Origin of the sequence: Nocardia sp. NBC_00881, from assembly GCF_045207455.1 — a bacterium.
In the GTDB taxonomy this organism is placed as follows: Bacteria; Actinomycetota; Actinomycetes; order Mycobacteriales; family Mycobacteriaceae; genus Nocardia.
The window spans coordinates 1,262,506-1,277,813 of record NZ_CP108798.1; the positions used below are offsets into that span (position 1 = coordinate 1,262,506).

Annotated in this window: 11 protein-coding genes and 1 pseudogene; 5 read left to right on the plus strand and 7 right to left on the minus strand. The window is 64.3% G+C overall.

Features of this window, described 5'->3' with window-relative positions:
* Positions 1 to 334: 334 nt before the first annotated feature.
* Positions 335 to 847: a hypothetical protein gene (locus OH799_RS05135; RefSeq protein ID WP_406276282.1), complete on the plus strand. Its 513-nt coding sequence runs from the start codon at positions 335 to 337 to the stop codon at positions 845 to 847.
* 301 nt (positions 848 to 1,148) lie between these two features.
* Here the strand turns inward: OH799_RS05135 and OH799_RS05140 are convergent, their stop codons facing one another.
* Positions 1,149 to 2,177: an alpha/beta hydrolase gene (locus OH799_RS05140; RefSeq protein WP_406276284.1), complete on the minus strand. Its 1,029-nt coding sequence runs from the start codon at positions 2,175 to 2,177 to the stop codon at positions 1,149 to 1,151.
* Positions 2,178 to 2,661: 484 nt separating this feature from the next.
* Here OH799_RS05140 and OH799_RS05145 point away from each other — a divergent pair, with 484 nt between their 5' ends.
* Together OH799_RS05145 and OH799_RS05150 are read left to right on the plus strand one after the other, a co-directional pair.
* Positions 2,662 to 2,889, plus strand: a complete 228-nt coding sequence (locus tag OH799_RS05145; RefSeq protein ID WP_406276286.1) for a hypothetical protein — start codon at positions 2,662 to 2,664, stop codon at positions 2,887 to 2,889.
* Positions 2,890 to 2,969: 80 nt separating this feature from the next.
* Entirely contained in the window at positions 2,970 to 3,641 is a 672-nt protein-coding gene (locus OH799_RS05150; protein WP_406276288.1) for a cyclase family protein, read from the plus strand.
* Between the two features lie 128 nt (positions 3,642 to 3,769).
* On the opposite strand, the gene frdD is transcribed toward OH799_RS05150, so the two are convergent.
* From frdD to frdA, 4 genes are read right to left on the minus strand one after another with little or no spacing between them, the layout of a single operon-like run.
* Positions 3,770 to 4,123 (minus strand): fumarate reductase subunit FrdD, encoded by a 354-nt coding sequence (gene frdD, locus OH799_RS05155; protein WP_406276290.1) that lies wholly within the window; start codon positions 4,121 to 4,123, stop codon positions 3,770 to 3,772.
* On the minus strand, positions 4,120 to 4,509 hold the full coding sequence (locus OH799_RS05160; RefSeq protein WP_406276292.1) for a fumarate reductase subunit C: 390 nt from the start codon (positions 4,507 to 4,509) through the stop codon (positions 4,120 to 4,122). Before OH799_RS05160 ends, frdD begins: the two co-directional genes overlap by 4 nt.
* Entirely contained in the window at positions 4,506 to 5,249 is a 744-nt protein-coding gene (gene sdhB, locus OH799_RS05165; RefSeq protein ID WP_406276294.1) for a succinate dehydrogenase iron-sulfur subunit, read from the minus strand. The genes OH799_RS05160 and sdhB overlap by 4 nt, the downstream gene beginning before the upstream one ends.
* Before the next feature lie 5 nt (positions 5,250 to 5,254).
* The gene (frdA, locus tag OH799_RS05170; RefSeq protein WP_406281811.1) at positions 5,255 to 6,976 is read right to left on the minus strand and encodes a fumarate reductase (quinol) flavoprotein subunit; all 1,722 of its coding nucleotides are present in this window, start codon (positions 6,974 to 6,976) and stop codon (positions 5,255 to 5,257) included.
* Between frdA and OH799_RS05175 the strand changes: the two genes are divergently transcribed.
* Positions 6,866 to 7,312, plus strand: a complete 447-nt coding sequence (locus OH799_RS05175) for a hypothetical protein (protein WP_406282949.1) — start codon at positions 6,866 to 6,868, stop codon at positions 7,310 to 7,312. The genes frdA and OH799_RS05175 overlap by 111 nt on opposite strands.
* Positions 7,313 to 7,406: 94 nt before the next feature.
* On the opposite strand, the gene OH799_RS05180 is transcribed toward OH799_RS05175, so the two are convergent.
* Positions 7,407 to 10,859, minus strand: coding sequence for a protein kinase domain-containing protein (locus tag OH799_RS05180; protein WP_406276296.1), 3,453 nt, complete (start codon positions 10,857 to 10,859; stop codon positions 7,407 to 7,409).
* A gap of 230 nt (positions 10,860 to 11,089) precedes the next feature.
* Here OH799_RS05180 and OH799_RS05185 point away from each other — a divergent pair.
* A pseudogene (locus OH799_RS05185) lies at positions 11,090 to 11,431 on the plus strand (hypothetical protein); the annotation flags it as partial.
* A 66-nt stretch (positions 11,432 to 11,497) separates the two neighbouring features.
* On the opposite strand, the gene OH799_RS05190 reads toward OH799_RS05185, so the two are convergent.
* Positions 11,498 to 14,470 carry a type 2 lanthipeptide synthetase LanM family protein gene (locus OH799_RS05190; RefSeq protein ID WP_406281814.1) on the minus strand — a complete coding sequence of 991 codons (2,973 nt, stop codon included), beginning with the start codon at positions 14,468 to 14,470 and terminating at the stop codon, positions 11,498 to 11,500.
* Between the last annotated feature and the right edge of the window lie 838 nt (positions 14,471 to 15,308).

Consider the following 15,308-nt stretch of genomic DNA (forward strand, 5'->3'; position numbering starts at 1 on the left):
CACACCACCAGCCAGGCGGAGCGATTCCTACGGTACGGCCGACAAGCGGTATGGGACCCGCCGACGGTGACATAATTACCGCAACCTTCTAGCTACGGTGGGCTGGGCGCTGATCGTGCGGCCATTCGGGTCGATCGGCGGAAGAATAATCCCATACGGACCTGCGGCCGTGGGTCTGTGGCGGAGCTTCGCAGGTACCGGGCCCGATCGAACGGCAAGTTCACTTTATTTCTGAAAGGTTGCGGCGAAGTTGCTGACCAAGTGGCGGTGCGTCGGTCAGACTAGGTCTGGTCCATCGAGTCTGTCCACTCAACCAACCTCTGGAGAAGCTCACATGGCACAGGAAACAAACACCGACACCAAGCGCGGCGATGTTATGGACATCCAGAACATTCGGGACTTGGAGATGACGCTGCGGCTTCAGATCGACGAGGCGCGGCAGGAAGCCCAAAACGCACGTCAGTATGCCCAGCAGGCGCAGAACCTCGCCCGGCAGGCGCAGCACCAGACCCGTCAGGTTCAACATCAGGCGCAGATCGCCCAGCACGAGGCCAACCAGGCCAACCAGCAGGCCCAGCAGGCGCGCCAACAGGCCCAGCAGGCGCAGAACCAGGCCCAGCAGGCCCAGGGCGAGGCCGACCGGGCCCAGAGCCAGGCCCAGCAGGCCCAAGGCGAGGCCAACCAGTCCAACCAGCGGGCTCAGTCGGCGCAGGACCAGGCCGAGCAGGCCAGCCAGTTGGCCCACCAGGCCGAGGATCAGGCCAGCCGTACCCAGGACCGCTCCGGACAGTGGGAACTGCAGCTGCATCAGCTTCGCCAGCAGGCACGCCAGATGCAGTCCCGCTAGCCACCACTCGCCCTCTACGAATGACATGTCGGCGAAAGGGGCCACCGCCCAACGGGTGTGCTCCTTTCGCCGACAAGTGAAATCGAGCGGCTGGGCGACCTGGCTCGGATCACGGCCTAGATTGGAGGCACTGCCTGACAGCGTGGTGCTTGTACGGGTGTACTGCCACGGCTAGTGATCCGCCCCCTGGCCCGCGGCAGCGATCGGGCGCAGGCCGCCGAACGGACGACTGTGCGCGCTTCTAACCGGCGGACGGTCCGGTATCCGGTCGAGGCGTCGGCGACCACCCGAGTCGCCATCGTCAGTGGTTGTCGTCGAGTGCTTCGGCGATGGTCGGCCAGGAGCGGGACAGTTCATCGACCCAGTACGGCCAGGAGTGCGTGCCGGTGGGTCGCAGATTCACCGTCGCCGGAATCTGTAGCTGTGCCAGTCGGTTCCCCAGTGCGCGAGCGCATTCGTAGGCTCCGGTTTCGAGAGGGCCTCCGACGGTGATGGCGTCGGGAAGCTCGACTTTGCCGGGTACGTCGTGTTCTCCAGGGATTCCACTACCGCTGGACAGGTAGATTCTGGTGCCGCGCAAGGCTTCCGCGTGGGCCATGACATCGTGGGCGCGCCAGTCGGGGTCTGTGAGTGTGCCGAACATGTTGTCCGGGTTGCCGCCGTAGGTTTTGACGATCGCGCGGGCCTGGGCTTGACCGGTGCCGGAGGCGACGGTGTAGCAGCCGCTGTGGGCCGCGGCGACGGAGTACAGGCCCGGTGTTCGGAATGTGAGCATCATCGCTGCTTCGGCGCCCATCGAGACCCCCTGCACCCCGTTACGTCCGTTGCCTTCGAACTGCGCGTTGATCAGTGGCGGCAGTTCGCGGGTGAGAAACGTCTCCCATTTGTTGGTTCCCAGCACAGGGTCGTGTCGCTGCCAGTCGGTGTAGAGATTGGCCGGACCACCGGTCGTGAGGACGACGTTGACGTTTTTGTCGGCGAAGAACTCCACGGCATGACCGTGCTCTATCCAGCTACTGGTGTTCTCGGGAGCCCCGCGGCCGTCGAGCATGTACAGGGTGGGGCGCGGCCGGCTACGGTCGGCCGGCAGGAGCACCTGCACCTGCACGACACGGTTCATCGCGGGCGATTTCACGAATACCCGCAGCCACCGGTCGGTGATCGGCTCGATACGGTCGATGACTGGCCGGGCCGGAAGGTCGGCGCTCTCGGCAGGGGCTTGGTAGCCATCGGACGACCCGGTATTGGGCCCGGACGTCGGCGCCTCAGCGCCGGCCACTCCGGGCGCCAACGCCAGAACTCCCAGTATCACGACTGCAGGGGCAACCACTTCGGCAACCCACCGCATCGGCAAGCGCGGGCCATCGAGGCGCATCACGGAAGACGAGCCTGAACCGCCGCGCCCCGCCGTCCACCCTCCCGCAGTACGGCGGTTTCGATCGACAGTTTCTTGCCGGCTGACACTATCGGCCCGAGTAGCGGGCCCCCCGAAGACATCACACACCCGCCTAGTAAACCGCAGGGATGAAGCTCGACGGTCTATGTGCGGGGTAGATGTGACGCCGCACACCCAGCTGGGTTCTCCCGACACGTCACGCAAATACTTTGCGCACCATAATATTCCAGTGCCACTCGCACGGGGTCGGTGTCGGCGAGGCAGGCGTCAGTCCACCGCATATGGATACAGATGGCTTAGGCGAGGGCGATTGGCTTAGGTGAGGGCGATCAGCGTCGCCGATGCACCGGCCGACCGTCGCGCCGAGATCCCCGACGAAGTCCGGCACCTGTCCACAACCACCGCGATAGGAAAACCGATGCATGACAACCGATTCCGCACCGCCGCCGTAGCAATCGCATTGGCCGCCGGACTCAGCCTCACCGCGTGCGGCAAGGCGGAGCGCTGGTGCGAACGAGACCGAGACGATGTTGTGGTCGAAAACTGGCACTGCGAGCAGAACCTCGCGGGCTTCGAGTGGGAGCCCGACCACGACAAGCCGAAGGTAAAGAAGAAGCCGAACAAGGCGAAGAAGCAGAACAGATGATCCGACAGTGACCTGATCGCCGAATGGCGGTGAGTGGATCATCCCCACCTACGGCGGGGTCGGCCGGTACGGTCCCTAGCATGAGCAGGGTGATCGTGGAGCTGTCGCATCCGATCTCCGACGGCATGCTCACCGACCCGGGCCTGCCCGGTCCGCGAGTAACAACAGATATTTCGCGCGAGCAGTCCCCGCTGATCGACATGGCCTACGACATCGCGCGCGTGGATATGGTCGGCAACACCGGGACCTATATCGACGCGCCCTTCCATTTCCACGCCGATGGCGCCGACATCGCGGAGCTGCCGCTGGAGCGGCTCTTCAATGTGCCGATCGTGATGATCCGCGCGGCGAGGATTCGCGCGGTCGGACCTGATGTGCTCGGCGACCCGGCGCGGCTATGGGGAAAGGCGGTGCTCGTGCACACCGGATGGTCGGCCAGGTGGGGTTCGTCCGCATACCGGGGCCACGGGCATCCTTTCCTGGTCGGCGAGGTGGCGGATGCGCTGGTCGCCGCCAATGTGGCACTGGTTGGAATCGACTCGCTCGACATCGACGATACGTCCCTGCCGACGCGGCCGTGTCACCACACTCTGCTCGGTGCGGGAATCCCGATCATCGAGCATATGACGAACTTGGACGCGGTCCCCGACGCCGGTGCCAGGCTGGTCGCACTGCCGGCGCCAGTACACGGGATGGGCTCATTTCCGCTGCGGGCTATCGCCTGGACCGATCATGGCGGCGTCGGTAGCTGATCAGGCTACCTGCTATTGCGCCGAATCCTGACAGTCCCCATCCCGGGGTCGAGAGTTCTCTGTCGCGGCAGAGCTGGCGCCCATGCCGACGGCGTCCGGGTAGGCGCGTCGGAGGCGCTGCAGGTCGCTTAGGCGCGAAGCAGGAGGTACGCGGCCGTTCCCGAGCCGATGACAGCGCCGCCGTAGCAGGTCAGGACGATCAACACGCTGAACTGCTCGAGCCGCAAGCCGTCGTACATCATGTACCGGAAGCGGTGTGCCCAATGGAACAGAGCCAGCACACAGAGTCCGAAAAGGACCAACCGGGTGACAGGATGGCGCAACACCGAGAGCAGATATGCGTGGTCCGGCGCGGGAAGCCAGCCCAGCGGGAAGGCGAGGCCGAACAGGAACAGCAGCACAGGTATCAGCATCGCAGCGGCCATCCCGCCGACGCTGAACAGCAGCCACACCAACGGTTCCAGGGACTTCCTTTTCGTCATCGCAACACCACCAACAGCGTGATCGCCGTCAGCAGACCCCACAGCAGATAGTGCAGCCCGAGGATCACGACCGGTGCGACGCGCCGGCTCCGCACACGCACCACCATCGCCTTGGGCGCGAGGTTGAACCAGGTGACCGTATGCATAAGCACGAACAGCAGGGCGATCATGTTCAGTGTGAGCACGCCCGGGCCAGCGCTCCAGCTCAGAAACTCCTGGTACTCCTCGTTTCCCGAACTGACCGCGTTGACCAAAATCAGAAGATATACCACGAACCAGGCGACGAACACGCTGCTGAGTTCGCGCAGAACGAAGATCAGGTATGAGCGGCGTCGCACCCACCAGAACGTGGAGATCGGCTTTCGGTACAGGGGTGTCGCGGTCATCGTGTCCGCCAAGGCATGAGGAAATCTCGGAGCGATTGCGTGGCCGCGGTGAGCTTGTAGCGTTGGATCGCGCCGGCCGGGTCGACACCCTTGGGGCAGGCGGTGGTGCACTCTCCGACAAAGGTGCAGGACCACACTCCCTCCGCCGACGCGAGAACGTCCCGCCGATCTCCAGCTCCCTCATCGCGCGAGTCGAGGTTGTAGCGTTGGGCCAGCGCGATCGCCGCCGGGCCGAGGAACTCGGGATCAAGTGCGTATACGGGACAGGCCGAGTAACAGAGCATGCAGTTGATGCACATGCTGTACTTCGAGTAGTCGTCCATTTCGAGCGGTGTTTGCAGGTATTCGCCGCTTTCGAGTGGGCGGTGTTCCTCCCTGATCAGCCATGGCTCGACCTCGGTCAGCTTGTGCATGAAGTCGCTGATCTCTATGACGAGATCCCGGATCACCGGGAAGTTTCGCAGTGGCTCGACCCGCACCGGCCCCGGCGCGTAGGTCGTCAGGAAGGTGGCGCAGCTCAGTTGTGGGTCGCCGTTGACGGTCATACCGCAACTACCGCAGATGCCCATCCGGCAAGACCACCGGTACGACACCGTTCCATCGAGGTAGTCCTTGATGTAGTTGAGGCCGTCGAGCACCGTCCACTCTTCGCGCAGCGGAACGTCGTAGGACTGCCATACCGGTTCGGCCTCTCGATCCGGTCGGTAACGCGCGACCTGCAGTGTTATCCGGTCTACCATCGCCATCACCTCCCGTATACGCGTTCGCCGGGAGGCCAGCGAGTGATCGTTACCGGGAGGTACGAGATGCGGCTCGAGCCGTCCGGCTGCTGATGGATCAGTGAATGGGCTAGAAATCGCTGGTCGTTCCTGGCGGGAAAATCGGTCCGTTGGTGCGCGCCCCGGGATTCCTCCCGCGCCAGCGCGCAGGCGAGGATGCATTCGGCCACATCGAGCATGCACGACAGTTCCAGCGCCGCTACCAGTTCGGTGTTGAACGTCCGGCTGTGGTCATCGAGGCAAGCGCTGCCGAACCGATCGCGAAGCTCGCGCAACTTGTCGGCCGCGCCGGCGAGGGAGTCGCCGTCCCGGTAGATCCCGGCACTGGTCTCCATCGTCTCCTGCATCTCGGCGCGGATGTGCGCGACACGTTCGGATCCCTCGGCGTGGCGCGTGAGGTCTCGTTCCAGCCGGTCCCGTTCGACACGACCTCGCGCCAGGACCGCCGAGCTCGGGCCGGCCGTGGCCGAGCTCGCGTACTCGGCGGCGGCGCGGCCGGCTCGTGCGCCGAAGACCAGTAACTCGGGAAGGGAGTTCGATCCGAGCCGGTTGGCGCCGTTGATGCTGACGCAGGCGACTTCTCCGGCGGCGTAGAGACCCCCAAGTGGTGTTGCGCCATGGATGTCGGTATGGATGCCGCCCATCATGTAGTGGACGACGGGACGTACCGGGATCAGCTCCCGAACCGGGTCAATGTTCTGGTACTTCGAGCACAGCTCGCGCACGAACGGCAACTTCGTGTCGATGAGATCCGCGCCGAGGTGGCGTATGTCGAGGTGGACGACGGGTCCGTACGGTGTGCCGACGGTCCGGCCCCGGTCGAGTTCGTGCACGAAGGCCTGCGACAGTCGGTCGCGTGGCCCTAGTTCCATGCTTCGCATGACCGGCACCGGTGATGGCATCCCGAGGTCGTAATCCTGCAAGTAGCGGTAACCGTCCTTGTTCAGCAGCCAGCCGCCCTCCGCGCGCGCCGCCTCGGTGATCAAGATGCCTGTGAACGGAAGGCCGGTCGGGTGGTACTGGACGAACTCCATGTCCTCGAGCGGCGCACCGGCCCGGTAGGCCAACGCCATACCGTCACCGGTCTTGATATTGGCGTTCGTGGTGAACGGATAGACTCGCCCACAGCCACCAGTGCAGACGATGACGGCGCTGGCGAGAATGGTTTCGACGCGTCCGGTGGCCAGTTCTATGGCCACGATGCCACACACCTTGCCGTCGTCGACCAGCAACGTTGTGGCGAACCACTCGTCGTACCTGACGATGTCCTGATAGGACAGTGTGGTCTGGAACAGGGTATGCAGCAAGTGAAAACCGGTCTTGTCGGCTGCGAACCACGTGCGGTTGTTCGTCATGCCGCCAAACGCCCGCACCGCGATGTGGCCGTCCGGTCGGCGGCTCCATGGGCAGCCCCAGTGCTCCAGCTGGAGCAACTCCAGCGGTGCTTCCTCGACGAAGACCTCGACCGCATCTTGGTCACAGAGCCAATCGCTGCCGGAGACCGTGTCGTATGCGTGTTCTTCGAAGCTGTCGTCGCGCCGGGCTACTGCGGCGGCACCACCCTCAGCGGAGACGGTGTGGCTACGCATGGGATATACCTTGGAAACGATCGCGATACTCAACCGCGGGTTGTGTTCTGCGATGGCGATGGCCGCACGCAGGCCCGCACCGCCCCCGCCAACGATCACAACGTGGTGAAAAGCGGTCATGGTGGCACCACCAAGGTGTTGCGTGTGTCAGACCTCGTGGTCGGCGCTGTGCTCGTCCATCAGAACCTTGCCGTCATGGCGGACGATTCTGATCCGAACGCTGCCGTCGTGGAATTCGTGCTTAATCCGGCGGCAGCCACAGTCGTAACGCAGATCGTCAATGATCAGGCCCGCTTCGTCGTCTTCGCGGTGGCGAGCCCCGCCCCTCAGTTTTCCGCATGGGGCGCGTTCCCTGCTGAACTGCTCGGTGGCGCTGAGCACCTCCACCTCCCGGCGAACCGGTGGCACATCTCACTGACCGGCGTAAAAACATAAGCGTACGCGCATTGCGCCGAGGCCGCAGGAGGCGTCTGGTGACCATGAGGACATCGTGGTCCCATTCGGCACCGGTGAGGCGACACCCGCTCGTTCATTCGGGATACCTCAGTTCGTCGGTCTCATCAATCTCGTTCAGGACCTGTCGCAGGAAGGGTCTGGGTGGCCGACCGGGCCCCTCCGGGGCATCGAGCAGGGTTTCCACCACCGGCGTGATCGCGGGTCCGCTGTCCACGACCACTCGGACTAGACCGAGTTCGGCACACCGAGAAAGTGCCGGTGCCAGGCAGTCGATCGCCTGATCGGTTCGCCCGGCGGCGCAAAGGCAACCGCCGTACAGCAATTGAGCCTGCAATAGGGCCCGGGGGCGAGGTTGTGTACAGATTTCGGCAACGATCCGTTCGGCGTCGGTGGCTGCGCGCTCGGCTGCGCCCGATGACTGTTGGGAGAGTAGGAGGCGAATGGCGGAGTCGTGGAGGAGCTCGGCGGTGACCGCGAGTGTGTGGTTTGGTTGCCGGTGGTACGCGGGTAAGTGCTCGAGCGTGTGTCGGTCCTCATCGGTGATCGGAAGACCCAGTCGTACCCGCTCGTTCAAAATGCGGGCGGTCAGCCGTGGCAGGGCGAGTTTATCTGCGACCATTTGGCCCTCGTCCAACCTTTGTCGTGCGGCATCGAGGTCGCCTCGCACTGCCGCCAGCCTGGCACCGGTTCCGTAGGCGGCGACCAGGAATTCCATGGCGCCGGCCTCGACTCCGGGACCAGGTGCCAGCAGCTCGGCGGCTTCGGTGCATTGCCCTTTCTGGTAGAGCAATTCGCCGAGTAGGCCGCTGGCCAGCCTGGTCGCGTGGGACCGGCTGCCGGTATTCCGGGCGAGGGTGAGCGCGGAGCGGAAAATCGCCTCGGCCTCGGCGATGTCGAGCTGTTCGGCGGCGGCCTCGCCGGCGATGCAGGCGCCGTACACCACGCCGGCCGGGCCGTTGGCGCGGGTCCGGTAAGGCGTGGCCCATGCGTGCCAGTGGCGGGCACCGGCGAAGTCGAAACGATAAAATGCGGCCGCGGCCGCAGTGGTGGCCGCAACGTTGGCGAAAAACGGTCGAACCGGCTGCTGCAGCCGCGCCGCGGCGGCCTCCGGGAAATCCTTGAACCGATCCGTCACGAGGTGTTCTGCGGCTCGCGCCACATCGGCCTGGATGCGAAGGTCTGCGGTCACGGGATCGTCCGGTGCGGCGGTTGCCAGCGCCGCGTCGACGCGATCCAGCGCGGTTCGGATGGCGGTGGGGCGCTGGAGCGAGATATTGGCCCAGGCGACCGACAGTTGCAGCCGTGGATCGGCATCCGTGATCGCGGCAGGCAGTTTCGCCACCAGCCCTAGGAAGGTTGCCATGCGGGAATCTTCGATCAGCGTGTCGGCGTGTTCCTGCACCAGTTGTTTCGCCTGCTGGGCGGCGCCGGCCGCGAGTGCGTGGTCCACGGCTTCGGTGAGCATTTCGTGCCCGGCGAACCAGGTGGACGCGGTCAGGTGGAGCTGTTCGAGCAGGCCAGGATGCTGCCGGACCAGTTTGCGGCGCAAGAAGTCCGCGAAGAGTCCGTGATAACGGAACCATCGCAGTTCGTCGTCGACACTGCGCAGGAACAGGTCTCGGCGCCGCACGTCCTCGAGCCGTTCCTGCCCTGATTGCACTCCGGTCAGCGTCTGAGCGAGATCTCCGCAGATAGTGTCGGTGACAGCGGTCCGACTTACGAAGTCGAGCATCGTGGGTTCGAGCGCGCCGACGACGTTTTCCATCAAGTATTCGCCGATGGCGTAGTGCTGCCCCGAGATCTGGTCCAGGTAGACCCCGGGGTTCTCCTTGCCACGCAGCGACAGCGAGGCGAGCTGGAGCGCCGCCACCCAGCCCTCCGTCGACTCCCGCAGCCGGTCGATGTCGGCGTCGGAAAGGTGCAGTCTCTTGACACCGACCAGGAAATCCGCGGCTTCCCCGGCATCGAAGCGCAGTGCGCTCTCGTCGATTTCCACCAGCTCGTCCTGAACACTCATACGCCCTAAAGGCAGACCGGTGCGAGTGCGGCTGGTGACGATCAATCGCAGGTGATGGCACCCGTTGTCGAGCAGGAACTCCATTGCGCCGAGGGCCGCAGGACTGGACACTTGGTGCCAGTCGTCGATCACGACGGCGACGGGCTCTCCGCTGTCGTGGATCTCATTGATCAGGGCGGTCATCACCTGCCGCGCCGCGGGGGTGGAACGCTCCTCGAGAATCTGCGTCAGCTCGATCGCCAGCGCGGGACGAACCTGCCGAATCGCCTCCACCAAGTGGCTCAGGAACCACACCACATTGTTGTCGTCCTCCGCGATCGCTAACCAGGCGACGTGGACGCCGTCAGCGTCGAGGGCGTGCGCCCACTGCGCGGCCAGCGTGCTCTTGCCGAAACCGGCCGGGCCATGAATGAGGACCAGGCGCCTGGATTGTCCTTCCTGCAGGGTCTCCAGCAATCGCGGGCGGTCAACCAGCCGGCGCAGCGTCGTCGGCGGACGGTATCGGGTCTTCGGCGTCGGTTGCGGGTGCAACGCGGTCGCCGCAGTTGTCGTCGTCGACGGGATCGGTTGGCCGCCGACGGCGGACATGGTTTCCGCCGAGCCGTCGTGCGTCGGGGCAGCCATCGTGTCCACCGGCAGCCCGCAGGAGAACTGCACGGTGCGCAACCGGTCGCCGAAATCCTGGGGGGTAGCCGGCCGGTCGACGGGGTCGGTGGCCATCGCGGCTTCGAGGACGGTGCACACCATCGCCGGTACACCGGCGGATCGCAGGTCGGGGACGGGTTCTGCCGTGATGCGCAAGAACTGCGCCACCATCGATTCACCCGCTTGGCGCTCGAACGCGGCGTGGCCGGTGAGAACCGCGAACAGCGTGGCGCCCAGACCGTAGATATCCGAGGAAACCGTGGGAGGTTCGCCGCGTAGCACCTCCGGAGCCATGTAGGCCGGGGTCCCCGCGGCGAAGCCTGTCGCTGTCTCGAATGCACCGCCGACGCGCGCAATACCGAAGTCCGCCAGCTGAGGTTCACCGTAGTCGGTGATCAGGACATTGGCGGGATTGACGTCGCGATGGATGACGCCGCAGGCGTGCGCGGTCGCCAGCGCGCCAGCCAGCTTCACTCCCACAGACAGCACCTCCTGCCAGGGCAATGGCCCGTCGGCGCGAATCCGTGCTGCGAGTGAACCTCGGGCGTGGAGGGGCATCACGATGAACGGCCGCCCGGTCGCGGTGATATCGGTCGTCAGCACCTGAACGATGTTCGGGTGGGTCGAGAACTTCCCCAACGCACGTTGTTCGCGCAGGAAGCGGGTCCGGTCCTGATCGTCGACCGTGGAGTCGAGAACCTTGACCGCTACGGGACGATCCAGTGCGGACTCGGTGCACTGGTACACGATGCCGAATGCGCCGCGGCCGATCTCCTGGGCGTCGGCGAACCCGGCCGCAGCCAGTTCCGCTGCGATGCCGAATGTCAGGTCGCGTTGCGTCCCCTGGGCATTACCCTCGGACACCGACCGCTCACCCGATCACTCGCGCGAACTTCCTGGAAAATTCGCGCGTCTGTTCCGACATGCCACCCCAACCGCACCATGAGCGACTCATGTACTCACCTCTTGAGGCGAAACCCGCTGGCTCCGACAAGTCGATCATAAGCCGCGGCGACGGGAGCGGAACTCATGATTTGCTCCGCATGGCGTCGCTGATCCGGTGGTGGACGAGGCCCGGACGGGGAATCGCCGGGCTGGTCAGTCTGTATGGGGGCTCGTTCGGAGGGGATGACGCCGAACCCGCCGGCCGGTTGGTGGCCGCGACGATCAGCTACAACGTGCTGGAGGCGATCATCGCTCTCACCGAGGGCACCCGGGTGTCCTCGACGGCGTTGATCGGTTTCGGTTTGGACTCGATGATCGAGGTGTCCTCCGCAGCGGCGGTGGCGTGGCAGTTCGCTGGCCGCGATCCGCAAGCTCGGGAGAAGATTGCCCTGCGGATCATCGCGTTCTCCTTCGTCGCCCTCGACGCGTACATAACCATGGCCGTGCGGGCGCTCGGCTCTACCTCGTATTCCGTGCACTGGGGTGCGGGTGGCGCAGCTCCGGAATCTGGCGGCTGCCTACATCACCGCATTCGGCGAATCCGGGCCGCATACCGCCTATCCCGGCAGGCGCGGCCCTCCGGTGAGTGACGCGGGTCCACCCGGTAACGCGCACACACGAAGTGCGCCGAAGCCGATGCCGGCCAGCCCGGTATATAGCCCTGGTATCTCGAGATCGCGATAGAGGCCGCAACGCCACCCGCGGTGAGTGATGGCCTCGACGACCGTGGCTGCGTGCCGTCGAAGGCGGGTCCACAATTGGTCATCCGCCCGCTCAGTGGCTACGGCGACGGCCAGCTCCAAGCTGCCGAAATCGCCATGGCACAGGGAGTGCCCATTTCCAAAGCCGCCACGCAGTGTCGTTTCCAGCGCCGCATCCAAATCCGCACGAATTTGCTCACTGTCGTAGTGCCGCAGAATGTGGAGTCGAGTGAGACCGATGCCTGCGGCACCGTGGCACCAGGCAATGGAATTACCCTCGGTTGCCGTCCAATCACCGTGCTTCTCGACCGCAAGCCCGTCGGAAGCGGAAAGCTCACGTATGTCGCGCCAATTGTTTCGCTCCGCGTCGAACAGCTCTCGTTCGTAGTCCACGGCCCGTAGCGCGGCTTCGATATAGCGTTCGTCGCCAAGCACTTCCGTCGCGCGGACGAGCGCCGACGCGATACCGGAGGCGCCGTGCCCGTAGCCGGCGAGAGGTTGCCGAATGATCCCGAGCTCTTGCATCCGCCGGGGCAGCCACGCTGCGTGACTCGCCGTGGCGCCCTGCGCTGCCAGCAGTCGGTCGGCCGCGATCCGTACGATGCCGCTGATCCCATCGCCACGCCCGGTCCGCGCCAACGCGGCCACACCGAGGAGTGCTCCAGCGGTGCCGTCCATTACCGCGAATTCCTCGTCACGTTCGATCAAGCGCGGCATCGTGGCCGCGAGTTTTCGTGCAGCCGAAATCAGTCCATCGTCCGCCCACAGCGTGCCTAGCTCCGACAGCGCATAGACCGCTCCGCCGATACCGAGCAGCCCCAATTCGCCACCGCCATGCGTGAGTTGACCGCGCTCGATCTGCCGTAGTGCCGAGGTGACCGCCCGTCGCGCGCGGTCCCGATGCGCGGTTTCCCCGCTGATCTCGGCGTAGTGGGCAAGGAATAGCGCGATCCCGAGACCGCCGGCATAGAAATCGGGCCCGGCCACGCCGACCTGCCAGTTCGAACCAGCGCTGGTGTGCACTCCGAGCCATACCGCGCCTTGCGAGTCTTCTACTGCCAGTTCGGCAAGCCGTTCGGCCACAGCCTGCGCCACCGAGAGCAGTGGTCCGACGTCAACCGGCATTGTCGATGGGTCATGGGCGTCCCTGGCGAGTACGACCGGTTGGTCCCATCGCACGCCGTTGGTCAGCAGGCAGGCACGAATGAGCCAAATCTGCCGCGCGAGATCGTCGTCATCGAGGCGGTCGAGTAATTCGTTGACCATCTGCCAACCGGAAGTCACGCCGGTCTCGAGGACGACCGCGCCTCGGTCGTCCACGACAGCGGCGCTCTCGGCCCGTGCGGCGAATGCGGGAATATCCCCACGCCACAACGCGTACCGTTCACCCTCGGTCGCTGTGGCCAGACCGGGCTTGGTGGCGACCTCTCGCCATAGCAGGTCGAAATGTTGTTCCAAGTCCCACCGGTCTCGTAACAACTGCGGGTGAAACGACATCCCGAGAATCATCCCATAGGTGCTGGTGTCACGGAGAAGCACGCGTACTTCGTCATCGCGGAACGCCGCGAGCGGACCGTCCGGTGCTGTCAATTCGACGCGATGACGGCGCAGGACGTTGTACACCTCGCTGAACCCGTCCACCACTGGGTCTGCATAGTCCCGCAATCGCACGGTGCCCACTGCCCGATTCGGCTGGTTGTGGCTACGCGGCACAACCGCTTTCTGCAGTCGAATGCGCATCAGGTCGGTGCCGGCAGACTCGACGTGCGGGATTCGTACCGAGCTCGACGCCGATCCGTCGTTGATGCTCATACCGGAGAGTTCGGCCCATCCGGACTTGCCCGAAGGCAACAGCCCCGCATGGATGACCGAGCTGGCGACGAGATCGGCCGCGGTGGCCTCCGCCGTCGACTGGTCGGCGCGGCGCAGCACCTCGAGGCGCGGTTGAAGAAGGGTTTCCAGGTCGACAAGCACCGGTTGGTCGCCCGCGGCGATCAGGTTTTCGGCGCTGATGTCGTTGGCGTGCATCACGTACAGCACCGCCAGTAGCGCGCCTTGCCTTCGGTAGAAGGTGTGCAGCTCGCGTTCACTCGTACACGCTCGCGACTCGATGAACTCCATCCAGCCGTACGCACCGCGGTTGAGGCATCGGACAGTTCGAAGTCCGAGTCCGTCGACACGGTCGTTGATCCACATCACCAGATCCTGGAAGTGTGCGTCGACCCCGAACGGCCGCGGCTTGTACACAACCTTCCAGCCGGAAGTGAACTCGATCAGCGCGACCGATCGGGAACCCCGGTGTGGATCACCGAGCCCTGCCCTGAGGGCGACCAAGGGGCCGTTATCGGGGGCTGCCCCGAACCTTTCGAGTAGTTCAGGCAGATCAGTCACGAGTCTTTCCAGAAACTCTTCTGCGTATTCTTGCCATAGTTCAGCGACGACAATGAGCCGGTTCGCCAATAGCGGATAATTACTATAGAGGGCTCGTCGCCGATCAGGCTCGGTAAAACGCTCTATGAAGCATTCGAATCGCTGGGCCGCGGTAGTTCCCGTCAGGATGTTTGCCGCACGCTCCGCAGCCAATTCTGACACCATACTGCGGTGGAGCATGGTGTCCAATGTTGCGGAGAGTCCTCCCCGCACCAGCTCGGTAACCAGCAGGTCTGGGTCGCCGAACAGTCGCACAATATTCTCGTCGGTGTCGGTCAACAGGGCATGCAGTCGCGCGCAAAGTTTATGAAACACTCCTTCTACCAGGTTGCCCGTCGCTACCAGAAACGGTCTCTCCGCATCAATTCGCGCGGGGCCTGCGCAGCATAAGGTATCCATCGACTCAGCGGTGTCGTGCTTCGGACCCGGGTTTGCGAGCAGGGTCAGTAAGCGGTCCTCGTCCAGCCCGCCTGTCGCGAGCCGAAGCCGCCACAGCTCATCACCGTGTAGCACGGCGCCAGGTATAGCGGTGCCGTTCGAGCTGTCCGCCTCGAACGGCACCGCATTGCGCCAGCGCGCCAATCGGGCAGCAGCCTGCTCTGGCCCGATGCGGTCAAATGTCACGGCGAGCCGGCACCGAGGCCATCACGAACAGCATGTCGGGAAGGAACTGAAGGCGGTGTTTATTGAAGCCAGGTATGCATCTTGCATATCCTGCAGTCGGATGAATTCCGCCACCTCTTCGTTGAGATTTCCAGCGACCTCGAACTCGGTTCGAGAGATCTCTTCTACTGCCATGGATACCATGTTCGTCAATCCCCACTTCGTTTGACTTGCATAAGATGCTGACCCATTAATGAATCAGCTCAGAATATGACCGGATCTTCTTCCGACGTTATAGCTACCGTCGATGCGTTTACTTCAGGGCAGATCCCAGTCGAAAGCTCAACCTCCTTTGCGACGACACATCACATGTTTCGTGGCCAAAAAGTCTTGTTCCGCTAGCGTTTGCTGGGCGACTGCATCAGCCCGCCCAGTGCTGTCCGTCTCCCTCGGGTGCGCCGCATGTCGACGATGAAACCTCGATTCCAGCCACGCGCACCCTCAATGATACGATCACCGCGACCCGACGGTTCGCCACTGCTGGGGGCATCTGCGCGATGCGGTCCTCAATCTGGTCGTGAGTTGGTCTGCCATCGAGCAAGTTTCAGCACCGAGTGATCTATGGTGCCAACCC